Below are 21,863 nucleotides of genomic sequence, written 5' to 3'. Positions count from 1 at the left end.
ACTATTATAGTTTACTATCATCATTTCATTTTGTCAAGTGTTTTGTAAAATTTTTTTAATTTTATTTTACGTGTATTACTTGTTTTTGAGTAATTTAAAAAGCACTTAACTCAAAGTGCTTTTATATAATATCAGTATAAAAGTTAATTGTCAAGTGCTTTTTGTATTTGGTTTATTTTATTTTAAGAATGCATGATATGCTTTGCTTGTCATGTAGCAATCAGCTTTTGATAATAGTTCAACTGGTGCATGCATTGATAGCATTGCTGTTCCAATGTCAACTACTTCTGCTCCTTGATTAGCAAGTATATATGCTATTGTTCCTCCGCCGCCTTGGTCTATTTTACCAAGTTCAGTTGTTTGCCACATTACTTTTTCTTGTTTGAATAGTTCTCTTAATTCATTTAAGAATTCTGGATTTGCATCATTTGAACTGAATTTTCCACCGTGTCCTGTGAATTTGGCTAATGAAATTCCACATCCACTTAATGCTGTGTTAGAATCTTCAGTTGCATCAGAATACAATGGATCAATAGCTGCAGTAACATCTGCTGACAATACTTTTGAATTTGCCATGATTCTTCTCATTGTTAAATCATTGTAATTTTCATTTTGATTGTTTGCAATTTCTGCAATCATATTTCCCATGTATGGCGCATTCATTGATGTATTACCAACTGATCCTATTTCTTCTTTATCTACGAACAAAGCCACAGCTGTTCTCTTAGGATTTTCAACTTTAAGGATTGCTTCTAGTGTAGCATATGCACAAACTCTGTCGTCATGACCGTGAGATGCAATCATTGCTCCATCAAATCCAACATCTCTTGCTTTTGTAGCTGGAACAATTTCTAATTCTGCTACTTGGAAGTCAGATTCGGTTATTCCATATTTTTCGTTCAAATATTTTAATATGCATTTTTTGATTGGGTTTTCTTTTTCATTTTTAAAGTTGTAGCTATCGTGACCAGCTATTATAGCTAATTTTTCGCCTTCAATTGCTGCTCCCAATGTTTTTGCGTTCAAATCTTTTGACAAGTGAGCTAATAGTTCAGTGATGTAGAATACTGGTTCATCTTCTTTTTCACCGATTTTGATTTCAACTTTTTTGCCTTCATTTGTGAAGATTACGCCATGCATTGCCAATGGAATTGTTGTCCATTGATGTTTTTTAATTCCACCATAGTAGTGTGTCTTCATCATTAGGATGTTTTTATCTTCTGAAAAAGGTACTGCTCTAACATCTAATCTTGGGCAATCCAAGTGTGAGCCAACTATGTTAAGGCCTTCGTTAATGTCTTCACCAATAACAACTAACACACAAGATTTGTCCTTATTGTTTATATAAATTTTGTCGCCTTTTTTGATTTGTCCTTTTAAAGCTTCTTTTAATTCAACAAATCCATGTTCTTTTGCTTGATTAACAATAAATCCTGTGGCTTCTCTTTCAGTTTTGCAGTTATCTAAGAAGTTCTTGTATCTTTCACCGTAAGCGTAGATTTCTTTGTGTTCTTGTTCATCTACAACTTCCCAAATACTTTTCTTTTCGTAATTCAATTCCATAAAATCACTCCATTTCTGTAACATTTTCTATAGGTTCTCCTATAATTTTAGATCCATTAATTTTAAAATCAGATGGATTTTTTGTGACATAATATTTAATGTCACATTTATTTTGATAGTTCCCACAAATCTGATAAATATCTTCACTAAGAGAGTCTGCAGGATCTACAAATGTAATATTTTCTCCTGTATATTCTTTCAGGTATTCAATTAAAATTGGATAATGTGTGCACCCCAAAATTATCGTGTCTGCTCCAAATTCTACAATAGGTTTCAAGTATTCCTCTACTTTTTTTAAAATCTTTTCTTTATCTTTGCAGTCTTCTTCTACAAATCCTACAAAATCGAGACATGCTGATTGGCATACTTCAATGTCATTTTGTTCTAATAATTTTTTATATAACCCATAGTCTACGGTAGCTTTTGTAGCTATCACTCCAACTTTCTTGTTGGACGTTGTTTGTAGGGCAGATTTAACGCCGTATTCAACAACTCCAATTATATCAAAGTTGGCAATTGATCTCATGTGACTTAAAGCTATTGATGTTAATGTATTACACGCTACTACAAGTAAATCTATCTGTTGTTCATTAAAAAACCTAACAATATTTTCGGAAATTTTAATCATTTGTTCTCTAGTTTTGGAGCCATAAGGTACATTTGCACTATCAGCAAAGTAAATATACTCCTTATTGGGCATCAGTTTTTTTACTTTTTTGAATACTGTAAGTCCGCCCAATCCAGAATCCACGAATCCTATTTTGTTATAAGGTTTTTGTTTTGAATACATACTTATATTTATCCTTTAATTTATTGTAGCAATTCTCATAGTCATTATAATTTTCAAAAATCCCAAAAACAGTTGGTCCCGATCCACTCATAAGTGACAAATCACAGCCGAGATTGTTCAACTGTTCCTTTATATCAGAGATTTCTTCGACTAATTTTTCTGATACACTTTCCATCGTGTTAAATGCTTGCCTGTAAAAAGTTTCATAATCTCTGCTATCAATTGCAACAGTAATTTTACCAAGTCCACCGTTTGATTCTTTCAAATTATCATACACATCTTTTGAAGATATACTCATTCCGTTATTTACAATTATTATGTTTTTATTAGAAAAATCAGATAGTCTAACAAACTCATTTCCAATTCCTGTTGCTCTGACACATTTTTTGCTCGTAAAATAGAAAGTGTCTGCTCCTGTTAATCTGCAGATTTCCTTGATTTCTTCATTTGAAAGATTTAACGACAAATCATCATTAACATACATCAAAAATTCGCATGCATTGGAGCTTCCTCCTGCAAGTCCTGCTGATATAGGGATTTGTTTATCTACAAACACATCATAGCCACAGTTGATTTTTCTAAACTTTTTTAAATTTTCAAATATTTTATATATCAAATTAGTTTTATCAGTAGGAAAATTCGAATTGTTGGAGCTAAGTTTTAACTCATTAGTATTATTACGATCTATTTCTATAACATCGTGCAGATCAATCAGGTTCATAATTGTGTCGATGTTATGATATCCATCTTCCCTTAAATCAAGAACATCTAACGATAGATTTATCTTTGCGTAACTATTAATCTTCATCAAACACTCTTAAATCTTCTAATTTTTCAAAAAATACTATCTTTTTGCCATCAGTTATCATAGGAACTCCTACTTTGTTGTCCTTTACAATTGATTCGAATTCATTTCTATTATCTCTATAAGTAAAAAATTCCTTGAGATTTTTCATAGAATCTGTAATATTGATTTCTTCATAATCAATACCGGCATTTTTTAAAAGTTCGATTGCATCTACACAATCTGGGCATTTTTCTGACATATATAATTTTAACTTCATAATACACCTCTAATAATAAATTATACTATTGTTTAAATGTTAAATCAAACTAAAAAAACGACCTAACGGTCGCTTTTTAACATAATTCTAACTTCACTGTTGATGTAAGTATATCTGAGTAAGTATACGATATAGTTCTTTCAGAATCGTATTCGTTTGTTACTTTGATTGTGAATAAACTTGGGAACACTTGACTAATAGTTCCTTTGTTAGTAACAATTTTATTTCGTCCTTTATCTGCCTCGACAATAACATCTTTTCCAATATTACTTCGCACTTGACTTCTAATCATGTTCAAATCGTTAATTTCCTTCACGTTATTCCTCCTAACAGATTCGTCGTTATTCACATTATACCACTGTGTCATTGTAAAGTCAAATTAAATAAATTATTTTACAGTAATATTAAAAATATGTCAATAGTTTTTAAGGATTTTTTTATAATCCAAGAGCTACGTGTGCCATCTCGAAATAAATCAACAAACTCAACGCATCTACTATTGTTGTAATCAACGGTCCTGCCATAATTGCTGGATCTAATTTTAATTTCTTAGCGATTATTGGCAACATTCCACCTATTAATTTTGCTGTCACAATTGTGAATATTAAAGTTAATGAAACAACTAACCCAACTGGTACTGAAACTTTGTCTATAATCATGGTTTTTATGAAACAAACAATGCTCATAACCACAGAAACTATCAGTGCTACTCTGAATTCCTTGAAAAATACTTTTAGCCAATCTGTTGTACTAATCTCTCCAGTTGCAAGTCCACGAATAATAAGCGTCGATGATTGCGAACCTGAATTTCCTCCTGTATCCATTATCATAGGAATAAATGCCGTTAGAATAATAGCTTGTCCCAATAGTGATTCGTAATGAGTCATTATTGATCCTGTAAAAGTAGCAGAAATCATCAGTATCAAAAGCCACGCAATACGTTTTTTTGCTAAATTAAATACGCTTTGATCCAAGTATTCATCTTCATCTGGACTCATACCTGCCATGATTTGGAAGTCTTCTGTTGCCTCTTGTTCCATGACTTCCATGATATCGTCAACTGTTATAATACCAGTAAGTCTTTTTTCGTTATCTACTACAGGAAGAACTACGAATCCGTATTTTTTGAACACATCTGCTACGGTTTCTTGGTCATCGTCAGTATGAACGTAAATTACATCTTCATCCATTAAATCTTCGATTAATGTTTCCGGTTCATTGGTTACTATAGTTCTCAAAGAAATGAATCCTAACAAAGTTTTCTTTTCGTTAGTAACAAAACATGTATATACAGTTTGTTTATCCACGCCTGTTTTTTTAATAACCTCGAGAGCTTTCCTTACAGTATAATAAGATCTCAATTCAATATATTCTATTGTCATCAATGATCCAGCTGAATCTTCAGGATAATTTAAGAATTGATTTATAAGATTTCTTTCGCTTTTGTCCGTATGTCTGAGAACTTTTTTAACAATTCCTGCTGGCATTTCTTCGATTAAGTCAATCATATCGTCGAAATATAGCTCGTCTACTATGAATTTAACTTCCTTATCACTAAATGCTTCTAACAGCCTTGTTTGATGATCCTTTTCCATATGAGAAAACACATCGATACTGTCATCTTTGTTCAATAATCTGAACACAAGCATAGCGCTTTTTAAATCTAATGATTCAATATAATCTGTAATATCAACTGGGTTGTATTTTTGAATTTGGTTTTTTAGTTTTAAATAGTCTTTGTCTTCTAGATATTTGTTAAGCAAATCCATATCTATTTCATGACGTTCAAATTTTTCATCCATCATATTACTCACCACCTATATTTCTATTTCATATTAAATTATAACATAGATATGAAATATTTTTACTTGAATGAACTTAAAGCTTATATTATAATAAGATTATAAATGATGAAAGGGTGATTTTATGGAAATTACTAAAGATATGTTAATTGGAGACATTATTAGAAGCAATCCTGATTCTGTAGAAGTTTTATTCAGAAACGGATTATCTTGTATAGGTTGTCCAGCCAGCCAAATGGAAAGTTTAGAAGAAGCTTGCATGGTTCATGGACTAGATGTAAATTATCTATTAGAACAATTAAACAAAAACTAATATTATTCCCGCTGATTAAAGCGGGTTTTTACATAAAAAAACTACCTGTCAATTGACAAGTAGTTTTTGTTTTTTTATAATCCTAAAGCTTCTTTTAATTTAGCTTGATCAAATCCAACTATTTCTTCATCACCTATGATTGTAACAGGAACACCCATGTGACCTTTTTTCATAAGTTCTTTTCTAGCTTCTTGATCTTGTGATATATTCTTTTCTGTATATTTTACGTTGTTTTCGTCCATATAATCTTTTGCTGCGTGGCAATATTGACATCCATCACTTGTATAAATTACTACATCTTTCATAAAAATACCTCCTTAAAAGTCTGTATTTTATATATACCCTTATTTGAAAATCCTAATCAATTAGACTCAACTTTTTAACAATATTTTTGTAATCTTCTAGTGACAAATTCTCGGCTCTTAAATTTTCCTTTAATCCCAATTCTTGAAGAATTGCCTTTAATTTTTCCTTGTCGACATTTACAAATCCACTGGTGAAACTGTTCAATATGGTTTTTCTTCTTTTGCTAAAGCCTGATCTTATTAATTGGCGTAAAAGTTCTTGGTCAATATCTTCATCTAATTTTTTGAGTTTCATATTGACAACTGCACTGTCTACTTTTGGTTGTGGCATGAACACTGTCTTTGGTGCATTTAGTATTATTTTCGCATCGCTGTTTTGTTTTACAAACAAACTCAATGATGCATAATCTTTACTTCCCACATCAGCTACCATTCTATTTGCCACTTCTTTTTGAACCATAACAGTGATTGATTCGATGATATCTCTGTAATTGAACAAGTGCTCAATAATGGGAGTTGTGATGTAATAAGGAAGATTTGCAACCACTTTGAATTTTTTATCTTCATGATTGAGTTCATTCAAATCCACCTTCAATACATCTTCATTTATTATTTTAAAATTTTCTCTATCGCCAACAGTATATTTCAAAACATCCATAAGTCTTGAATCTATTTCTATAGAATACAAGAACTTACATTTGTCAACAAGTCTTTCTGTCAACGTTCCAAAACCAGGGCCAATTTCAATTACGTAATCGTCTTCTGTAATATCAGAATAATCTATAATATTTTCAATCAAATTACCATCTATAAGAAAATTTTGGCCCAAAGCTTTTGAAAATTTGAATCCAAATTTGTCCAATATTTCCTTTATATAGGAAGGTTGGTGAAGTTTATAACTCATCTATTTATAGCCTCCTCTAATTTTTCTCTTGAAATATTGTAATTGTTAAGCATTCTCAGAAAAGATTTCGCATTTCCGTAACCTATATTTAAGATTTTGCCAACCTTTATTCTAAGTGCTTTGGATTCTTCTCCTACCAATCCGTAGTAAATCATATCATCCATTGTATATTCGTTTTTAGAATCAATCATTGATGGATGAGCGTTTTCTATGGCTATTTTGATATCTTCTTCTTTTGCATTTTCGATTCCAATGTCTTCATCTTTGATACACAAATCTTGTGCAATAAATGCATTTTTTGCGGTTGGAATAAAATCATTAATTCTTTTTCTGATTTTATTTCCAGCGTAGTCTGGATCAGTTAGAATTATTATTCCTCTATCTTGGTCGATTTTTTTGAGTCTTTTGAGTAATTTATCACTAAAATAAATTCCACCAGTGCATACAACTTCACAATCTAGTGCTCTTTTGACTCTTTGTTCATCGTCTCTTCCTTCTACAACTATTATTTCTTTTATCATAATTTACCATCCAAAAATATCATCAGCATTATTACAAATTATCTGTGCCGCTTCTTTTTCCGACATTTTCTTCAACAAACTAACTTCTTGTAACACCAAATTCACATATTTAGGTTCGTTTCTTTTACCACGATATGGATGAGGAGTCAAGTAAGGTGAGTCTGTTTCTACCAGAATTTTATCAATCGGTAGTTTCTCACACGTTTCTTTGACATTTCTTGCGTTCTTAAATGTCACAACTCCACTAAATGAAATATAATATCCCAAATCAATAAATTTCATAGCCATTTCATAACTTCCAGAATAAGAGTGCATTATTCCTCTCACATTAGGATATTTCTTCAAGATATCGTATGTGTCTTGGATTGCATCTCTTGTGTGAATAATAACAGGCAAGTTTTTTCTTTCAGCGATTTGCATTTGCTTTTCGAAAAGATATTTTTGCTTTTGTTTATCGTGTTCATAATGATAGTCAAGCCCAATTTCTCCAATAGCTTTGCATTTTGGATTGTCTGATAATTCTTCTATTTTCAAAATATCTTCATCTGTAAATCTACTGTCTTCTTCAGGATGAATTCCTACAGCATTGTATAAGAAATCATATTTTTCAGACAATTCAATGGCTTTAATGGAGTTTTCTACATTGTCACTTGGAAGCATTGCTTTTATTACAGAATTTGATTTAAGATTTTCGATTATTTTATCTCTATCAAAATCAAATTTCTCATCTGTCAAGTGACAATGTGTGTCGTATATTACATAATCTCCCATTAAGATACAGTCGCTCCGTCTTCAAATTCTGAATCAAGTAAGCTTGCCATTGTCAAGTTATCTCCCTTACTTGCCGCAAGAAGCATACCTTGAGATTCTACTCCTCTTAATTTAACAGGCTTCAAATTGTAAACAACAATAACCTTCTTGCCTATCAAATCATTTGGCTCATACCAATTTTTAATACCAGAAACTATTTGTCTTGTTTCTTCTCCGATTTTAACCTTGAAAACCAAAAGTTTATCGGCATCTGGATGTTGTTTTGCTTCCATGATTTGTCCAACCCTCAAATCAAGCTTGTCAAAATCATCTATAGTGATTTCTTCTTTTGTCTTAGCTTTTTTAGATTTTTTCTTGGATTTTTTAGCAGCTTCTTCATCGTTACCGTCTCTTAATTCAGAAACTTTTTTACCAGTTCTTTCTTCGATTAATTTATCGTTAACCTCATTCAATCTTTCAGTTTCTTTCTTGATATCTAATCTATTGAACAAGTTTTCTCCTCTTTGAACCTTAGTTCCAACAACAGTTTTACCGAACACTCTTCCATCTTCCCATTTTATTTCAGAAAGACCGATTTGTTCTTTTATTTTGTTGCTAGTTTCAGTGATAAATGGAGAAGTTAAAATACAGATAACTCTTATCGCATCCATCAAATTATACAAAACAGTCTTCAATCTTTCTGGATCTTCTTTAATCAAAATCCAAGGAGTAGTTTCATCGATGTATTTGTTGGCTCTTCTAACAACTTTCCAAATTTCTTCAAGCGCATTTGAAAAATCTAGCTCTTCTAATAACTCTTCAACTTTTTCTTGGCATCCTTCAACTACAGATATCAAACTCTTGTCAATATCGTTGTTGGCATTTGGTTGTGGAATAACACCATCAAAATATTTTTCAACCATCGACACTGATCTACTCACAAGATTTCCTAAATCATTTACCAAATCTGAGTTGAACCTGTTCATAAATCTTTCTGTAGTAAAGTTACCATCATTACCAAAAGTAAAATCTCTTAAAATATAGTATTTCAAAGCATCCACACCGTATAAATCAATGATTGGTTCTGGATAATATACATTTCCCTTTGATTTACTCATTTTATCTTCATTGAACAAAATCCATCCATGAGCAAAAACTCTCTTTGGCAATGGCAAATCCAACGCCATCAACAAAGCTGGCCAAATAATTGTGTGGAATCTTACAATTTCTTTTCCAACCAAGTGAATATCGCATGGCCAGAATTTGTTGAATAATTCTTCATCTTGTCCATAACCAATTCCAGTCAAATAGCAGCTAAGCGCATCAATCCAAACGTAAATTATATGTTTATCATCAAACGGAACCTTAACTCCCCAGTCAAAACTTGTACGAGATACAGATAAATCTTCCAATTCACCACTTAAAAAGTTGTTCACCATTTCGTTCTTACGAGATTCCGGTTTTAAGAAGTCCGGATTATCTTTGTATAATTGTAAAATTCTATCTTTGTATTTTGATAATCTAAAAAAGTATGATTCTTCTTCATGATAGTGAACATCTCTTCCACAATCTGGACACTTTCCATCCTTAAGTTGTGATTCTGTCCAAAAAGCTTCACAATCAACACAATAATGTCCTTTGTAAGTAGATTTGTAGATATCTCCCTTATCGTATAATTTTTGGAAAATTTCTTGAACATTTTTTTCGTGCACCTTGTCTGTACTTCTAACAAAACTATCTATATCAATGTCAAGCTTCTTCCACAAATCCTTAGCGCTTTGTACAATTGGATCGATGTAATTTAGTGGATTATCTCCCATGTTTTTTTCTTTTGCTTTTTCGTATAATTTTTGACCATGCTCATCAGTACCTGTAGTCAAAAACACATCATAGCCTTGAATTTTTTTGAATTTTTTCAAAGTATCTGCAATAATTGTCGTATAAGTATGGCCTAAATGTAAATTACTACTTGGATAATAAATCGGCGTAGTAATATAATATGATTTCTTTTCTTCTGACATAATTTCCCTCCAAAATAAATAAACTACAATAAAATAAAAAAGCCCTTATATGACATACATCATATAAGGGCGAAAATCCGCGTTACCACCTTAATTTTAGAATAAAAAATATTCTCTCATTGTTTGGCACTTTCATGCCTAGCATTTGATAACGGATGCTCCCGGAAAAGTTTAAAAGCATAAGCTATTCAACTTTTCAAACTCAAAGACCATATTCTGTAATAATTTAGTATCTTATTCCAGCAAACTAAGACTCTCTTTAAAAAAATTACCACATACTCATCTCATCATAGTCATTTTATACATATATTAAAATAATATCATAAACAAATAATTTGTCAAGCAATAAAAAAGAGAGGCTATTATACATAACCTCTCCATAATTTTATCGACTACTTTAATTCGATAGTAGCTCCAACTTCTTCAAGTTTAGCTTTTAATTCTTCAGCTTCTTCTTTAGAAGCGCCTTCTTTAATTGCTTTTGGTGCTTCGTCTACTAAAGCTTTAGCATCTTTTAATCCTAAACCAGTTAAGTCTTTAACTGCTTTAATAACTTTCATTTTTGCTTCACCAGCTGATGCTAAAATTACATCAAATTCTGATTTTTCTTCTGCTGGTGCTCCACCTGCTGCTGGTGCTCCACCTGCTACTGCTACAGGAGCTGCTGCTGATACTCCAAATTTTTCTTCTGCTTTTTCTACTAATTCATTTAATTCAAGAACAGTTAAGCCTTCAACTGCTTCTAAGATTTCATCTATTGACATTTTTTACCTCCAAATTTTATTTTAATTAATTATTCTTCTACTGTTTCAGTAGTTTCGTTTGATTCAGCTTCTTCTGAACCTTCTGCTTTTGATTTAGCAATAGCATCTGCTAAATATACAAATTTTGATACTGGAGCTTTGAAGCTTCCAAGCATTTTTGTAAGAAGAACTTCTCTTGAAGGAATAGATGCGATTTTCTTCACACCTTCAACATCTAAGAATTTGTCTCCTAAATAACCTGCTTTAATTTCTAAATTTTCGTGATCTGCTGCGAATTCCTTTGCTATTCTGGCTGCTGCGATTGGATCATCCATACTGAATGCAACTGCGTTAGGACCAGATAAGTAATCTAAGAATCCTTCAAATCCTAATTCTTTAAAAGCAAAATTCATCATTGTGTTTTTGTATACTTTGAATAATACATTTTCATTTCTGAATTTTTCTCTTAATTCTGTTGCTTCACTAACATCTAATCCTCTATAATCAACGATAACCATTGATTTAGCATCATTAATGTGTCCTTTAATTTCTTCGACAACAGCTTTCTTTTGATTTAAAACGTGTTCTTTCATTATTTCACCTCCATGAAAAAGGCTACACTAAAAAAGTCTTTCCATCCAAAGACAGAAAGACTGATAAACTCATATCTTATGCTCCTCTGTAGGATGATTAAACTTAATAGTCCCTACTGTCTTCGGTAGCCCAAATTAATTACTTGATTATTATATCATATTCAATGAATATGTCAACACTTTTTTATTATTTTTCTTCAATAATACAAATGTTTTTGTCTTCTAATTTCTTTTTCTTATATCTGTACAATAATTCATAGATTGTAGCAAATATTGGAACGAAAATAAGCATACCAACAATACCACTTACTGCCGCCCCTATGATAACTGCAACTAAAACCCAAATAGATGGAAGTCCCACTGATGATCCAACAATTCTAGGATAAGTTACATTACCATCAAATTGTTGAAGTACAATTATGAAAATCACAAACATAATCGCTTTTGAAAAAGATTCGATTAAAATAATCAAAGCTCCTAGAGCAGCTCCTAGTATAGCTCCAACCAGTGGAATCAACGCTCCAAAACCAATTAATACGCTAACTGTTGCAGCGTTTGGCATCTTCAATAAATACATTCCTATGAAACACATAAACCCAAGCATAAATGCTTCGATAAATTGGCCTTTAAAGAACGAGTAAAATTTTTCGTAAGCGACTTTGAAGAAAACAATAATTCTTTTTGCAGTTTTCCCGCTGAAGAAAACATAAGTTAATTCTGTGAATTGTCTTCTCAACGTTTCTTTTGAGAATAATAAATAAACGGCAAATGTGAACGAGACTACAAAGCTAAGTACAACAGAAAATACTGTACTAATTCCAAAAAATACATTGTTCAATATATCCAATCCATTTTTAGTTAAATAAGGCTTTAATTTTACAAACAAATCATGAGTACTTGTTATAGCGTATGTGTCATAAATTTTATCTAATTGTTTTGCTATTTCTGGATATTTTCTTAACTTTTCAACCAACACCGGAATACCTTGTATTAGTGATTTAATAGCCTCTAAAAAATTAGGAATTATAAGTGTCACTACAAATGTTAATATCGCACTAACTATTACTAAGCTTATTAGAAGAGATATTGCCCTTTTTAGACCTGGCTTTGAAGTCCATTTTTTTAAAAGTTTATTCTCAATAAAATTCATCGGCATATTCAAGACAAAAGCTAATGCAGCACCAATAATAAATGGAGATATAATCGCCATAAAAGTACTTAATGCATTTCCTATTGATTTTCCATTAAACAAAAGATATGCCAAAATAACCGGAACGATTAATATAGTAATTCCTATTTGGATTTTTCTTTTGTCGTCTTTTAATAATTTCATTTTTCCCTCCGAATTTAAGAAAAGCCACCTTTACGGTGGCTAAAAATTTCTTATATATTATTCTTTTGCAAATTGTAATGGATTAACCTTGATTCCAGGGCCCATTGTTGAAGCAATTGTTAAAGATCTAATATATTTACCTTTTGATGAAGCTGGTTTTGCTTTCAATATTGCTTGCATTAACGCATTGATGTTTTCTGCGATTTTTTCTTCTCCGAAAGAAACTTTTCCAACTGGAACGTGAATGATATTGCTTTTATCTGTTCTATATTCAACTTTACCAGCTTTGATTTCTTTGATTGCACTTGTAACGTCCATAGTTACTGTACCAGCTTTAGGGTTTGGCATTAAACCTTGAGGTCCTAAGATTCTACCAATTCTACCTACAACACCCATCATATCTGGAGTAGCTACTGCAACATCAAATCCTAACCAACCTTCTTTTTGGATTTTTTCTGCTAAATCTTCTGCTCCTACGAAATCTGCTCCTGCAGCTTTTGCTTCTTCAGCTTTTTCACCTTTAGCAAATACAGCAACCTTTTGGTCTTTACCTGTACCATGAGGAAGTACGATAGTACCACGAACTTGTTGGTCAGCGTGTCTACTATCTACACCTAATTTTGCGTGTAATTCTACTGATTCGTCAAACTTAGCTTTAGCAGTTTCAACAACTAATTTGCTAGCTTCATCTAATTTATATTCAACTGTTCTATCAATTAATTTTGCACTTTCTTGATATTTTTTACCTTTTTTTGCCATATAATCCTCCTTGTGGTTCTAACGAACTAAATCTCCCACTATTCTTCTACTGTAACTCCCATACTTCTTGCTGTACCTTTGATCATGCTCATAGCAGATTCTAAGTTTGCTGCATTTAAGTCAGGCATTTTAATTTCAGCAATTTTCTTAACTTGTTCTTTAGTTAATTGTCCAACTTTAGTCTTATTAGGTTCTCCTGAAGCAGAATTTAATCCTAATTCTTTTTTGATAAGAACTGGTGCTGGTGGAGTCTTTGTAATAAATGTGAATGATCTGTCTTGGTAAACAGTCATAACAACTGGAATAATCATTCCCATTTGATCTTGAGTTTTTGCGTTGAACTCTTTTGTGAATTGCATTATATTAACACCGTGAGGTCCAAGTGCTGTACCTACTGGTGGTGCAGGTGTTGCTTTACCTGCAGGAATTTGTAACTTTACTATTGCTTGTACTTTTTTAGCCATATTAGTTCCTCCTTAAACTATTGTGGTTATCGGGGCTAACCTCCCACATCGATCTATATGAAATTAATTAAATAACTTATATTCAAATTTATATTTTTTCGATATCATCAAAGCTAATTTCAACAGATGTGTCTCTGCCGAACAAGGAAATTAAAACTTTACAGATAGCTTTTTCGGTATTTATTTCTTCAATAATACCTACTTGATCACTAAACGCTCCAGAAACAATATTTACATTGTCTCCTACGTTAACATCAATTTCTTTTTTAGAATAAGATTGATTTTTAAGAGCGAATTTTTGAATTTCCTTTTCACTAACTGCTACAGGTTTTGATTCTGGTCCTACAAATCCTGTAACACCTCTGGTATTTCTAACCAAATACCATGAGACATCGGTAATTGTCATCTTAACGAAAACATAACCGGGGAAGATCTTTCTTTCTTTTAACTTTTTAGCTCCACCGACCTCTGAAACATATTCTTCAGTAGGTACTACTACTTCAAATATATCGTCGATATAACCACGATTTTCTACCATTTTTTCAATATTAACTTTTACTTTACCTTCGTGTCCAGAGTAAGTATGCACTACATACCATTTTCCCTCTTTGGCACGTTCTTTAAAATCTTCAGTTGCATTTTCAATAAATGTGTTATTTTTTTCGGTCATTGTGGATACTGTTCCTTTCTAATCTAAATAAATAGTCCAATTAAACGTTGGAACACAGTATCTAATCCGTACACGATTAATGCAACTATAAAGGAAATTATTACTACTACTACTGAGTATTCTAAAGTTTCCTTTGGTGTCGGCCAGACAATTTTATTCCATTCAGTCTTCACGCCTTTTAAAAATCCTTGATTTTTTGGGGCTGATTTTTGATTAGAATTTTGCGCATTTTTCGCTGCCATAAGCTCCTCCTATCTTGTTTCCTTGTGTAGAGTGTGCTTTTTACAGAATTTACAATACTTGTTTGTTTCCACTCTATCAGGGTGAAGTTTTTTATTCTTTTTAGTAGTGTAATTTCTGCTCTTGCATTCAGTACATTCTAAAATTACTTTATCTCTCATATTAGACCTCCTCTATTAGTATGGACAAAATCCACCGTACTACTTTATCATAAACGCGTTGAAAAGTCAACAAATACTAAACTCTTGATAAATATTCTCCAGTTCTTGTATCTATTTTAATTTTATCTCCTTCATTTACAAATAAAGGTACATTAACTGTAGCTCCTGTTTCTACAGTGGCTGGTTTTGTAGCTCCTGTTGCAGTGTTACCTTTAATACCAGGTTCTGTTTGAGTGATTTCTAACTCAACAAAGTTTGGTGGAGAAACTTGGAATGCTTTACCTTTGAAAAATTTAATTGTTGCCATATCATTTTCCTTTATGTAAAGAATAGCTTCTTCTACACTAGCTTTATCAATTGGTAATTGTTCATAAGAATCTGGGTCCATGAAATAATATAAAGTTCCGTCGTTGTATAAGTATTGCATTTCTCTTGTTTCAATTCTAGCTTCTTCATATTTTTCGTTAGGATTGAAAGTCATGTCTCTGTTTGAACCAGTCATAACTGATCTGATTTTTGTTCTTACAAAAGCTGCACCTTTACCTGGTTTAACGTGTTGGAAATCTATAATTTGCCATACATCTCCATCCATTTCAAAAGTTGTGCCTTTTCTAAAATCTCCTGCTTGTATCATATATACCTCCTACAATTATCTATCATATATTATACATTACTAATTAATTATGAACAACTATTTTCTCGCACATTCTGATGCATCGCCTTGTAAAATTTTCAAAGCGTGATCTAATGTATCAATTATATATTCCAAACTTTCCTCAACAGCCTTTGGACTACCCGGCATATTGATTATGAGTGAGTTCTTTCTAATAACTGAAACAGCTCTTGAAAGCATTGCTCTTTTTGTAATCGTCATCGAATAATTTCTTATCGCTTCACTAATTCCCAAACAAAGTTTTTCCGAAACTTCTAATGTAGCCTCTGGAGTTACATCTCTTTTTGAAAATCCAGTTCCACCTGTAGTCAAAATCAATTCTATATTATCATTGGAATATTCGATTAACTTTTCTTTTATTAATTCTTTTTCATCTGCTACAATATCATATTTTTCTAATTTATATCCGTTTTTTTCGATGATCTCAATAATCTTCTTACCGCTTAAATCTTCTCTTTTACCTTGAGAACCCTTATCTGATACTGTAAGCACTGCTACTTTATACATATTAAAACCTCTTTGTGTCAATATATTTGCTTGACCTTGATATTATATAAAAATACCAGCCTGTTGTCAACATTAAAATGCGTCAATATAGTGATTTAATTTAAAATTATCCAAATAAATTTCTATTACATCAAATCTCGGCTGATAATCGTACAAATCATGTTTGTCGATATAAATTTCAGTAGTCTTTCTTATCCTGTCTTGTTTTCCTGAAGTTACAAAATCAGAAGGGGCGCCAAATTTATCATCAACTCTTGCTTTTACTTCAACTATTACCAAAAAATTTTCATAAGTACATACTATGTCCAGTTCTCCAATTCTTTCGGAATAATTTCTATCAATTATTTCGTAACCTTTTTCTGTCAAATATTCACAAGCGTAATCCTCGGCAAATTTACCTCGGTTTTTTTCCATTTTCATATAATTTCCTCAAAAAAGTTTTTCTGTGAAGCGGACATTCACCATGTTCTAGTATCATTTCTCGATGTAGTTTCGTTCCGTAGCCTTTGTGTTTTTCAAAACCATATTGTGGATAAATCACAGCCATTTCCTTCATGTACTCATCTCTTATAACTTTAGCAACAATTGATGCGCAAGAGATCGGATATAATTTTTCATCGCCTTTTACAAATGACATTTGTTTAATGTCTGTGTCGATTTCTTCGGCATCAATTACAATTAAATCAGGTTTTATGAATTTATTGTCTTTTGTTTTTAAACTTTCAACAGCTCTTTTCATGGATAATCTTGTAGCTTGCTTGATATTAATCTCATCAATTACACCTTGATCTACAAAATTTACACTGTATGCTAATGCTTGATTCAAAATCATATCCTTGAATTTAATTCTCTTTTTTTCAGAAAGCTTCTTTGAATCAGTGACACCTTCTATTATTTCACAATTTTTAGGCATTATAATAGCACAAGTCACAACAGGCCCTGCCAATGGTCCTCTTCCAACTTCATCTATTCCACAAATTAATTCTTCTTCAAATTCGTTATAATCAATCGCAAACATCTTCTAATGAAATTCTTCCTAACTTTGTTTTTCTAAATTCATCGATAATTATTGATGAAACTTTAGAATAATCAATATTTTTCCCTTTTAATAAACAGCCTCTTCTTATTGCAATATCATCCATTATTTCGATTGTTTCCTTGTTTTGTGTATCAACTGAATATCTCTTCTCTAAAATTTGTGGATCAATACTCATAAGCTTTTCAATGAGTTTGTATGCTAAGTTTTCCTCATCCAAAATTTCATCTTTGATAGCTCCAGTAAATGCCAAGTTCAATCCAATTTCATTATCTTCAAATTTCGGCCACAAAACACCTGGTGTATCCAATAATTCCATCTTGCCTTTTATTCTAATCCATTGATTAGTTCTTGTAACTCCCGGAGTATTTCCCGTTTTTGCAGATTGTCTGTTGGATAGTTTGTTAATTATTGTAGATTTTCCAACATTTGGAATACCAACTATCATCATTCTAATAATTTCTGATTTGATGTTCTTATCTTTTCTATTACTAAGTACATCTTCTAAAATCTTTTTAGTTGTCGGCTCAATTTTATCCAAATTTTTACCGTTTTTGCTATCGATTGGAAGTGCTGTTATATTTTTCTTTGCAAAATAATTAATCCAGTTTTGTGTAATTTTAGGATCTGCCATGTCCATCTTGTTCAATAAAATCAATTGTGGCTTATCCTTTAAAATATCTTCTATCACTGGATTCATGGATGATTTTACAATTCTGCTATCCACAAGTACCAACACTATGTCGACAAGTTTCATGTTTTCTTTAATCTTGTCGATAGCTTTTTTCATGTGACCCGGATACCAGTTTATATTATTAATGTCCATGTTATTTCCTTTCCATCTAAAAAAAGTACTGAGAAATTCTCAGCACTCAAATTAGAATTTTTGTTTTTCTTTAACTTTAGCAGCTTTACCTTCTCTGTGTCTTAAGTAGAATAATTTAGATCTTCTTACTTTACCTTCTCTAACTAATCTTACGTTAGTTACTCTTGGTGAGTTGATTAAGAAAGTTCTTTCTACTCCTACACCGTAAGCTAATCTTCTTACTGTGAAAGTTCTTCTAAGTCCAGTTCCTTGCATTTTAATTACAGTTCCTTCATAAACTTGAACTCTTTCTTTGTTACCTTCTTTAATAAGGTAGTCTACTTTTACAGTATCTCCAACATGAAAGTCGAACTTATTTTCTCTTAATTGTTCATCTTCTAATGTTTTTATAATATCCATTATGATCCTCCTTGGTTTTTTTCTTTCAGATATTTCTGATATATATCTTCTCTTTTAAGTTTAGTGTTGTTTAGTCTTGATTTTTCTCGCCACTGTTCGATTTTTTCGTGATTTCCTGATAATAAAACTTCAGGAACTTCATATCCGTTAAATACTCTGGGTCTTGTGTAGGAATCTTCCTGTAGCAATAAATTGTAGTGCGAATCTGTTTTATAACTTTCATCATTTCCCAAAACATCGTTAATCATTCGGCTTACACAATCTATAAGAACCATAGCACCTAATTCTCCACCAGTCATCACGTAATCTCCAATAGAAATCTCTTCATCACAATAATGATTGATGATTCTACTATCGACACCCTCGTAATGGCCACAAAGAATAACTATTTCTTTTTCTTTTGAAAGTTCGATACACTTTCGTTGATTAAGAACTTTCCCTTGAGGAGACATAAACACAACCTTTGATTGGTTTTTGTTCACATCTTCCAAGCAGTCATAAATTGGTTGGCAAGTCATAAGCATACCAGCACCGCCACCGTATATCTCATCGTCTACTTTTTTGTGTTTATTTTTAGTGTAATCTCTAATATTAACCACTTCAAGTTCAATGAGATTGTTTTGGATTGCTTTTCCTATGACACCGTATGATTTTAAGTAATCAAAACTTTCTGGAAATAATGTGAGAATTATAAATTTCATCACATACCCTCAATTATAACTACATCGATTAATCCATTTTCTAAATCTATTTTTTTAATGAACTCTTTTACAGCAGGTATCATAAATTCTTTTTCATCATTTTTTATTACATAAACATCATTACTATAAATGCTAATAACATCAACTAAATCTCCAATATATTCTCCATTAAAATAAGCCTTTAAGCCTATCAAATCATCAATGTAAAAGCTTCCATCTTTCAATTCGTATCTGTCTTTTTCATCTATATATAAATATTGTTTTTTGAATCCAAGAACTTCATTAATATCGTTAAATTCTTCAAAATCAATGTACAAAAATCCCTTGTACATTCTGTAATTTTGAATAGTTACCTTAACTTTTTTATCCCCGAGATAATAACAAATATCTTCGTCAAATCTTTCGATATTATCAGTCAACGGTCTCATTTTAAGACATCCTTTAATACCGTGAGTATTGAGCACTTCTGCTACAGCTATATATTCCATTATTGCAAAATATCTACGACAACTTTTTCGCCACTCTTAATAGCAGCTGCCTTAGTAATAGTTCTAATTGCCTTGGCAATCTTCCCTTCTTTTCCTATAATTTTTCCCAAATCTTTGGAATCTGCTTTAATTTCTATAATAACCGTATGTTTGTCTTGTCTTGATGTTACTTCAACCGCTTCTTTATTATCAACTAACGCAGTAGCAATTGTTTTAACTAATTTTTCCATGACAACTCCCAACTTGTATTATTATTTTGCTTCGTAAACTCCATTATTTTTGAATAATCTGTCTACTGTATCTGTAGGTTTTGCACCGTTTTTAATCCATTGTTGAACTTTTTCGCTGTCAACTTTAACAGTTTTTTCTTCAACTAATGGGTTATAATATCCGATTTCTTCGATGAATTTACCATCACGAGGACATCTTGAATCTGCGACAACTATTCTATAAAATGGTTTCTTCTTTGCTCCCATTCTTTTCAATCTAATTTTTACTGACATAATTTACCTCCATAACTTATTATCTAAAAAAAGGCATTTTCATTTTACCTTTTTTGCCAAATTTCTTCTGTAGCGCTCCCATATTTTTCATCATAACTTTCATTTCTTTAAATTGTTTCAAAAGTTTATTAACCGCTACTTGATCTTGACCGCATCCTTTAGCAATTCTTTTTCTTCTAGATATGCTAATGATATCTGGATTTTCTCTTTCTTGTTTGGTCATAGATTTTATAATCGCTTCAATCTTGTCAAATTCTTTATTGTCGAAATTAACTTGTTTAAGCATTTTGCTATCTACACCAGGAATCATTGCAAGAATATCTTGCATAGGTCCCATTTTTTTGATTTGCTGCATTTGGTCAAGAAAATCATTAAAGTCAAAACTTTGAGCTTTAATCTTTTCTTCTAACTCTTTTGCCTTTTTCTCGTCAAATTGATTTTGCGCTTTTTCGATAAGGCTAAGAACATCTCCCATTCCCAAGATACGAGATGCCATTCTGTCCGGATGGAACGGCTCTAAATCTCCAAGTTTTTCACCTACACCTATAAATTTAATAGGCTTATCAGCTACTTGTCTAATTGATAAAGCAGCACCACCTCTTGCATCACCGTCTAACTTAGTAAGTATAATTCCTGTAATATCCAAATCTTCGTTAAACTTAGCTGCAACATTCACTGCATCTTGTCCAGTCATCGCATCTACAACTAACAAAATATCTGAAGGATTCACTTCTTGTTTAATATTTTTCAGCTCATCCATCAAAGTATCGTCAATGTGAAGACGACCGGCAGTATCTATAATTACATAATCAATGTTCTTTCTTTTAGCTTCTTCGATTGCTTTTTTAGAAATTTCAACAGGATTTATCTGTCCCATCTCAAAAACTTCTACCCCAACTTTTCCACCGACAACTTGAAGTTGTTTGATGGCAGCAGGTCTGTAAATATCACACGCTACAAGTAGTACGCTTTTATTTTTGTTTTTCAAATTTAATGCAAGCTTTCCGGCATGAGTTGTTTTACCAGCTCCTTGCAAGCCACAAAGCATAATTACTGTAGGCTTCATCGGTGAAACGTTAAGTTTTTCTTCTTTTTCACCCATCATTTTAGTTAATTCTTCATTAACTATCTTGATAACTTGTTGACCTGGAGTAAGACTTTCCAAAACAGAAGAATCAATAGCACGTTCTTTTACCTGAGAGATAAAATCTTTGACAACTTTATAGTTAACGTCCGCTTCCAATAAAGCAAGTTTAACTTCTCTCATTGCAACATCTATATCTTTTTCTGTTAACTTTCCTCTGTTGGTCAATTTTGACAAGGCATTTTGTAATTTATCGGACAAATTTTCAAATATCATTTTCCACATCCTCTAAATCATTTAAGAAATCTTCTATATCTATAATGATATTTTCAATTTCTTTGCTTTTGATTTCTGGTGACAAAGAGAAAAGATCATTTCTGATTTTTCTAAGAAATTGATGACTCTTTTTTGATTTTTCAATTAAGCCAAGTTTTTGTTCGTATTCATAAAGCTTATTTTCAGCTCTTTTCAAACTATCACTTACAGCTTGTTTTGAAATATCACAAATCTGAGCAATCTCATTTAATGACAAATCTTCATTGTAGTATTTGTCAATTACATCGTATTCTCTTTTCGTAAGCAATTTACCATAATAATCAAACATCATGGTAATATTTAATAATTTTTCCATTCAATCACCGTCAACCTTT

At 31.7% G+C, this 21,863-nt stretch carries 32 protein-coding genes and 2 other annotated features; of the genes, 1 reads left to right on the top strand and 31 read right to left on the bottom strand.

Translation table 11 applies throughout. From position 1 onward, the window contains the following. Positions 1 to 177 precede the first annotated feature (177 nt). From ACU68Y_RS06000 to mgtE, 6 genes are all read right to left on the bottom strand, one after another. Positions 178 to 1,563 (bottom strand): aminopeptidase, encoded by a 1,386-nt coding sequence (locus tag ACU68Y_RS06000; RefSeq protein WP_041250592.1) that lies wholly within the window; start codon positions 1,561 to 1,563, stop codon positions 178 to 180. A 4-nt stretch (positions 1,564 to 1,567) separates the two neighbouring features. Continuing rightward, a complete protein-coding gene (gene murI / locus ACU68Y_RS05995) occupies positions 1,568 to 2,353 on the bottom strand; it encodes a glutamate racemase (RefSeq protein WP_446755292.1) in 786 nt (261 codons plus the stop codon). Beyond that, positions 2,328 to 3,161, bottom strand: coding sequence for a 4-(cytidine 5'-diphospho)-2-C-methyl-D-erythritol kinase (ispE, locus tag ACU68Y_RS05990; RefSeq protein WP_316450940.1), 834 nt, complete (start codon positions 3,159 to 3,161; stop codon positions 2,328 to 2,330). Before ispE ends, murI begins: the two co-directional genes overlap by 26 nt. Then, positions 3,151 to 3,417, bottom strand: a complete 267-nt coding sequence (locus ACU68Y_RS05985) for a glutaredoxin domain-containing protein (RefSeq protein ID WP_002838658.1) — start codon at positions 3,415 to 3,417, stop codon at positions 3,151 to 3,153. The genes ispE and ACU68Y_RS05985 overlap by 11 nt, the downstream gene beginning before the upstream one ends. 76 nt (positions 3,418 to 3,493) lie before the next feature. Then, positions 3,494 to 3,733 (bottom strand): Veg family protein, encoded by a 240-nt coding sequence (locus tag ACU68Y_RS05980; protein WP_002838626.1) that lies wholly within the window; start codon positions 3,731 to 3,733, stop codon positions 3,494 to 3,496. A gap of 121 nt (positions 3,734 to 3,854) precedes the next feature. Further along, on the bottom strand, positions 3,855 to 5,222 hold the full coding sequence (gene mgtE / locus ACU68Y_RS05975; RefSeq protein ID WP_002841609.1) for a magnesium transporter: 1,368 nt from the start codon (positions 5,220 to 5,222) through the stop codon (positions 3,855 to 3,857). A gap of 121 nt (positions 5,223 to 5,343) precedes the next feature. On the opposite strand from mgtE, the gene ACU68Y_RS05970 reads away from it, so the two are divergent. Further along, entirely contained in the window at positions 5,344 to 5,532 is a 189-nt protein-coding gene (locus ACU68Y_RS05970; protein WP_002838641.1) for a DUF1858 domain-containing protein, read from the top strand. 74 nt (positions 5,533 to 5,606) lie between these two features. Here ACU68Y_RS05970 and ACU68Y_RS05965 read toward each other — a convergent pair whose 3' ends face one another. The 25 genes from ACU68Y_RS05965 to ylxM form a co-directional block, all read right to left on the bottom strand. Further along, positions 5,607 to 5,837: a glutaredoxin family protein gene (locus tag ACU68Y_RS05965; protein WP_002838618.1), complete on the bottom strand. Its 231-nt coding sequence runs from the start codon at positions 5,835 to 5,837 to the stop codon at positions 5,607 to 5,609. Between the two features lie 52 nt (positions 5,838 to 5,889). Further along, a complete protein-coding gene (gene rsmA / locus ACU68Y_RS05960) occupies positions 5,890 to 6,741 on the bottom strand; it encodes a 16S rRNA (adenine(1518)-N(6)/adenine(1519)-N(6))-dimethyltransferase RsmA (protein ID WP_004269561.1) in 852 nt (283 codons plus the stop codon). After that, on the bottom strand, positions 6,738 to 7,262 hold the full coding sequence (rnmV, locus tag ACU68Y_RS05955) for a ribonuclease M5 (protein ID WP_002838656.1): 525 nt from the start codon (positions 7,260 to 7,262) through the stop codon (positions 6,738 to 6,740). Before rnmV ends, rsmA begins: the two co-directional genes overlap by 4 nt. A gap of 3 nt (positions 7,263 to 7,265) precedes the next feature. Continuing rightward, positions 7,266 to 8,033: a TatD family hydrolase gene (locus ACU68Y_RS05950; protein ID WP_446755293.1), complete on the bottom strand. Its 768-nt coding sequence runs from the start codon at positions 8,031 to 8,033 to the stop codon at positions 7,266 to 7,268. After that, positions 8,033 to 10,033, bottom strand: coding sequence for a methionine--tRNA ligase (gene metG, locus ACU68Y_RS05945; protein ID WP_446755294.1), 2,001 nt, complete (start codon positions 10,031 to 10,033; stop codon positions 8,033 to 8,035). Before metG ends, ACU68Y_RS05950 begins: the two co-directional genes overlap by 1 nt. 62 nt (positions 10,034 to 10,095) lie before the next feature. Beyond that, positions 10,096 to 10,333, bottom strand: a binding site (T-box leader). Positions 10,334 to 10,425: 92 nt separating this feature from the next. Beyond that, entirely contained in the window at positions 10,426 to 10,797 is a 372-nt protein-coding gene (gene rplL, locus ACU68Y_RS05940) for a 50S ribosomal protein L7/L12 (protein WP_002841620.1), read from the bottom strand. Between the two features lie 29 nt (positions 10,798 to 10,826). After that, positions 10,827 to 11,369 carry a 50S ribosomal protein L10 gene (gene rplJ, locus ACU68Y_RS05935; protein WP_002841616.1) on the bottom strand — a complete coding sequence of 181 codons (543 nt, stop codon included), beginning with the start codon at positions 11,367 to 11,369 and terminating at the stop codon, positions 10,827 to 10,829. A 20-nt stretch (positions 11,370 to 11,389) separates the two neighbouring features. Further along, positions 11,390 to 11,513 (bottom strand) — a sequence feature (ribosomal protein L10 leader region). Positions 11,514 to 11,556: 43 nt separating this feature from the next. Further along, a complete protein-coding gene (locus ACU68Y_RS05930) occupies positions 11,557 to 12,702 on the bottom strand; it encodes an AI-2E family transporter (protein WP_446755295.1) in 1,146 nt (381 codons plus the stop codon). 57 nt (positions 12,703 to 12,759) lie between these two features. Then, complete coding sequence (rplA, locus tag ACU68Y_RS05925) at positions 12,760 to 13,461, bottom strand: 50S ribosomal protein L1 (RefSeq protein WP_002838605.1); 702 nt, start codon at positions 13,459 to 13,461, stop codon at positions 12,760 to 12,762. Between the two features lie 38 nt (positions 13,462 to 13,499). Further along, the gene (gene rplK, locus ACU68Y_RS05920) at positions 13,500 to 13,925 is read right to left on the bottom strand and encodes a 50S ribosomal protein L11 (RefSeq protein ID WP_002835316.1); all 426 of its coding nucleotides are present in this window, start codon (positions 13,923 to 13,925) and stop codon (positions 13,500 to 13,502) included. Positions 13,926 to 14,013: 88 nt separating this feature from the next. Then, positions 14,014 to 14,595 carry a transcription termination/antitermination protein NusG gene (nusG, locus tag ACU68Y_RS05915; RefSeq protein ID WP_002838609.1) on the bottom strand — a complete coding sequence of 194 codons (582 nt, stop codon included), beginning with the start codon at positions 14,593 to 14,595 and terminating at the stop codon, positions 14,014 to 14,016. A 23-nt stretch (positions 14,596 to 14,618) separates the two neighbouring features. Next, on the bottom strand, positions 14,619 to 14,837 hold the full coding sequence (gene secE, locus ACU68Y_RS05910) for a preprotein translocase subunit SecE (protein WP_002838623.1): 219 nt from the start codon (positions 14,835 to 14,837) through the stop codon (positions 14,619 to 14,621). Positions 14,838 to 14,846: 9 nt separating this feature from the next. Beyond that, a complete protein-coding gene (gene rpmG / locus ACU68Y_RS05905; RefSeq protein WP_002835319.1) occupies positions 14,847 to 14,996 on the bottom strand; it encodes a 50S ribosomal protein L33 in 150 nt (49 codons plus the stop codon). A gap of 76 nt (positions 14,997 to 15,072) precedes the next feature. After that, positions 15,073 to 15,630 carry an elongation factor P gene (gene efp, locus ACU68Y_RS05900; RefSeq protein WP_002838657.1) on the bottom strand — a complete coding sequence of 186 codons (558 nt, stop codon included), beginning with the start codon at positions 15,628 to 15,630 and terminating at the stop codon, positions 15,073 to 15,075. A gap of 57 nt (positions 15,631 to 15,687) precedes the next feature. After that, positions 15,688 to 16,176 (bottom strand): MogA/MoaB family molybdenum cofactor biosynthesis protein, encoded by a 489-nt coding sequence (locus ACU68Y_RS05895; protein WP_002841630.1) that lies wholly within the window; start codon positions 16,174 to 16,176, stop codon positions 15,688 to 15,690. A 72-nt stretch (positions 16,177 to 16,248) separates the two neighbouring features. After that, positions 16,249 to 16,590, bottom strand: a complete 342-nt coding sequence (locus tag ACU68Y_RS05890; RefSeq protein WP_002838660.1) for a YraN family protein — start codon at positions 16,588 to 16,590, stop codon at positions 16,249 to 16,251. After that, entirely contained in the window at positions 16,571 to 17,194 is a 624-nt protein-coding gene (locus ACU68Y_RS05885; RefSeq protein WP_012290465.1) for a ribonuclease HII, read from the bottom strand. Before ACU68Y_RS05885 ends, ACU68Y_RS05890 begins: the two co-directional genes overlap by 20 nt. After that, on the bottom strand, positions 17,181 to 18,038 hold the full coding sequence (gene ylqF, locus ACU68Y_RS05880; RefSeq protein ID WP_446755296.1) for a ribosome biogenesis GTPase YlqF: 858 nt from the start codon (positions 18,036 to 18,038) through the stop codon (positions 17,181 to 17,183). Before ylqF ends, ACU68Y_RS05885 begins: the two co-directional genes overlap by 14 nt. Before the next feature lie 51 nt (positions 18,039 to 18,089). Further along, positions 18,090 to 18,437: a 50S ribosomal protein L19 gene (gene rplS / locus ACU68Y_RS05875; protein ID WP_002835325.1), complete on the bottom strand. Its 348-nt coding sequence runs from the start codon at positions 18,435 to 18,437 to the stop codon at positions 18,090 to 18,092. Then, positions 18,437 to 19,138 (bottom strand): tRNA (guanosine(37)-N1)-methyltransferase TrmD, encoded by a 702-nt coding sequence (trmD, locus tag ACU68Y_RS05870; protein WP_002841610.1) that lies wholly within the window; start codon positions 19,136 to 19,138, stop codon positions 18,437 to 18,439. The genes rplS and trmD overlap by 1 nt, the downstream gene beginning before the upstream one ends. Next, positions 19,138 to 19,626 carry a ribosome maturation factor RimM gene (gene rimM / locus ACU68Y_RS05865; RefSeq protein ID WP_002838613.1) on the bottom strand — a complete coding sequence of 163 codons (489 nt, stop codon included), beginning with the start codon at positions 19,624 to 19,626 and terminating at the stop codon, positions 19,138 to 19,140. The genes trmD and rimM overlap by 1 nt, the downstream gene beginning before the upstream one ends. Then, the gene (locus tag ACU68Y_RS05860) at positions 19,626 to 19,856 is read right to left on the bottom strand and encodes a KH domain-containing protein (protein ID WP_002835328.1); all 231 of its coding nucleotides are present in this window, start codon (positions 19,854 to 19,856) and stop codon (positions 19,626 to 19,628) included. Before ACU68Y_RS05860 ends, rimM begins: the two co-directional genes overlap by 1 nt. Before the next feature lie 21 nt (positions 19,857 to 19,877). Next, the gene (gene rpsP, locus ACU68Y_RS05855) at positions 19,878 to 20,129 is read right to left on the bottom strand and encodes a 30S ribosomal protein S16 (RefSeq protein ID WP_002835329.1); all 252 of its coding nucleotides are present in this window, start codon (positions 20,127 to 20,129) and stop codon (positions 19,878 to 19,880) included. A gap of 19 nt (positions 20,130 to 20,148) precedes the next feature. Continuing rightward, on the bottom strand, positions 20,149 to 21,489 hold the full coding sequence (gene ffh, locus ACU68Y_RS05850) for a signal recognition particle protein (RefSeq protein ID WP_002838602.1): 1,341 nt from the start codon (positions 21,487 to 21,489) through the stop codon (positions 20,149 to 20,151). Then, positions 21,479 to 21,844, bottom strand: a complete 366-nt coding sequence (gene ylxM, locus ACU68Y_RS05845; protein WP_002835331.1) for a YlxM family DNA-binding protein — start codon at positions 21,842 to 21,844, stop codon at positions 21,479 to 21,481. Before ylxM ends, ffh begins: the two co-directional genes overlap by 11 nt. Positions 21,845 to 21,863 lie beyond the last annotated feature (19 nt).

It is taken from the genome of Finegoldia sp. P1-F-LS, from assembly GCF_052932205.1.
This window is presented reverse-complemented; position numbering and strand designations above follow the sequence as displayed.

Excerpts from the sequence above, each read along its gene's own strand:
- ACU68Y_RS06000 (WP_041250592.1), bottom strand. The coding sequence starts at position 1,563 with ATGGAATTGAATTACGAAAAGAAAAGTATTTGGGAAGTTGTAGATGAA.
- murI (WP_446755292.1), bottom strand. The coding sequence starts at position 2,353 with ATGTATTCAAAACAAAAACCTTATAACAAAATAGGATTCGTGGATTCT.
- ispE (WP_316450940.1), bottom strand. The coding sequence starts at position 3,161 with ATGAAGATTAATAGTTACGCAAAGATAAATCTATCGTTAGATGTTCTT.
- ACU68Y_RS05985 (WP_002838658.1), bottom strand. The coding sequence starts at position 3,417 with ATGAAGTTAAAATTATATATGTCAGAAAAATGCCCAGATTGTGTAGAT.
- mgtE (WP_002841609.1), bottom strand. The coding sequence starts at position 5,222 with ATGATGGATGAAAAATTTGAACGTCATGAAATAGATATGGATTTGCTT.
- ACU68Y_RS05970 (WP_002838641.1), top strand. The coding sequence starts at position 5,344 with ATGGAAATTACTAAAGATATGTTAATTGGAGACATTATTAGAAGCAAT.
- ACU68Y_RS05965 (WP_002838618.1), bottom strand. The coding sequence starts at position 5,837 with ATGAAAGATGTAGTAATTTATACAAGTGATGGATGTCAATATTGCCAC.
- rsmA (WP_004269561.1), bottom strand. The coding sequence starts at position 6,741 with ATGAGTTATAAACTTCACCAACCTTCCTATATAAAGGAAATATTGGAC.
- rnmV (WP_002838656.1), bottom strand. The coding sequence starts at position 7,262 with ATGATAAAAGAAATAATAGTTGTAGAAGGAAGAGACGATGAACAAAGA.
- ACU68Y_RS05950 (WP_446755293.1), bottom strand. The coding sequence starts at position 8,033 with ATGGGAGATTATGTAATATACGACACACATTGTCACTTGACAGATGAG.
- metG (WP_446755294.1), bottom strand. The coding sequence starts at position 10,033 with ATGTCAGAAGAAAAGAAATCATATTATATTACTACGCCGATTTATTAT.
- rplL (WP_002841620.1), bottom strand. The coding sequence starts at position 10,797 with ATGTCAATAGATGAAATCTTAGAAGCAGTTGAAGGCTTAACTGTTCTT.
- rplJ (WP_002841616.1), bottom strand. The coding sequence starts at position 11,369 with ATGAAAGAACACGTTTTAAATCAAAAGAAAGCTGTTGTCGAAGAAATT.
- ACU68Y_RS05930 (WP_446755295.1), bottom strand. The coding sequence starts at position 12,702 with ATGAAATTATTAAAAGACGACAAAAGAAAAATCCAAATAGGAATTACT.
- rplA (WP_002838605.1), bottom strand. The coding sequence starts at position 13,461 with ATGGCAAAAAAAGGTAAAAAATATCAAGAAAGTGCAAAATTAATTGAT.
- rplK (WP_002835316.1), bottom strand. The coding sequence starts at position 13,925 with ATGGCTAAAAAAGTACAAGCAATAGTAAAGTTACAAATTCCTGCAGGT.
- nusG (WP_002838609.1), bottom strand. The coding sequence starts at position 14,595 with ATGACCGAAAAAAATAACACATTTATTGAAAATGCAACTGAAGATTTT.
- secE (WP_002838623.1), bottom strand. The coding sequence starts at position 14,837 with ATGGCAGCGAAAAATGCGCAAAATTCTAATCAAAAATCAGCCCCAAAA.
- rpmG (WP_002835319.1), bottom strand. The coding sequence starts at position 14,996 with ATGAGAGATAAAGTAATTTTAGAATGTACTGAATGCAAGAGCAGAAAT.
- efp (WP_002838657.1), bottom strand. The coding sequence starts at position 15,630 with ATGATACAAGCAGGAGATTTTAGAAAAGGCACAACTTTTGAAATGGAT.
- ACU68Y_RS05895 (WP_002841630.1), bottom strand. The coding sequence starts at position 16,176 with ATGTATAAAGTAGCAGTGCTTACAGTATCAGATAAGGGTTCTCAAGGT.
- ACU68Y_RS05890 (WP_002838660.1), bottom strand. The coding sequence starts at position 16,590 with ATGGAAAAAAACCGAGGTAAATTTGCCGAGGATTACGCTTGTGAATAT.
- ACU68Y_RS05885 (WP_012290465.1), bottom strand. The coding sequence starts at position 17,194 with ATGTTTGCGATTGATTATAACGAATTTGAAGAAGAATTAATTTGTGGA.
- ylqF (WP_446755296.1), bottom strand. The coding sequence starts at position 18,038 with ATGGACATTAATAATATAAACTGGTATCCGGGTCACATGAAAAAAGCT.
- rplS (WP_002835325.1), bottom strand. The coding sequence starts at position 18,437 with ATGGATATTATAAAAACATTAGAAGATGAACAATTAAGAGAAAATAAG.
- trmD (WP_002841610.1), bottom strand. The coding sequence starts at position 19,138 with ATGAAATTTATAATTCTCACATTATTTCCAGAAAGTTTTGATTACTTA.
- rimM (WP_002838613.1), bottom strand. The coding sequence starts at position 19,626 with ATGGAATATATAGCTGTAGCAGAAGTGCTCAATACTCACGGTATTAAA.
- ACU68Y_RS05860 (WP_002835328.1), bottom strand. The coding sequence starts at position 19,856 with ATGGAAAAATTAGTTAAAACAATTGCTACTGCGTTAGTTGATAATAAA.
- rpsP (WP_002835329.1), bottom strand. The coding sequence starts at position 20,129 with ATGTCAGTAAAAATTAGATTGAAAAGAATGGGAGCAAAGAAGAAACCA.
- ffh (WP_002838602.1), bottom strand. The coding sequence starts at position 21,489 with ATGATATTTGAAAATTTGTCCGATAAATTACAAAATGCCTTGTCAAAA.
- ylxM (WP_002835331.1), bottom strand. The coding sequence starts at position 21,844 with ATGGAAAAATTATTAAATATTACCATGATGTTTGATTATTATGGTAAA.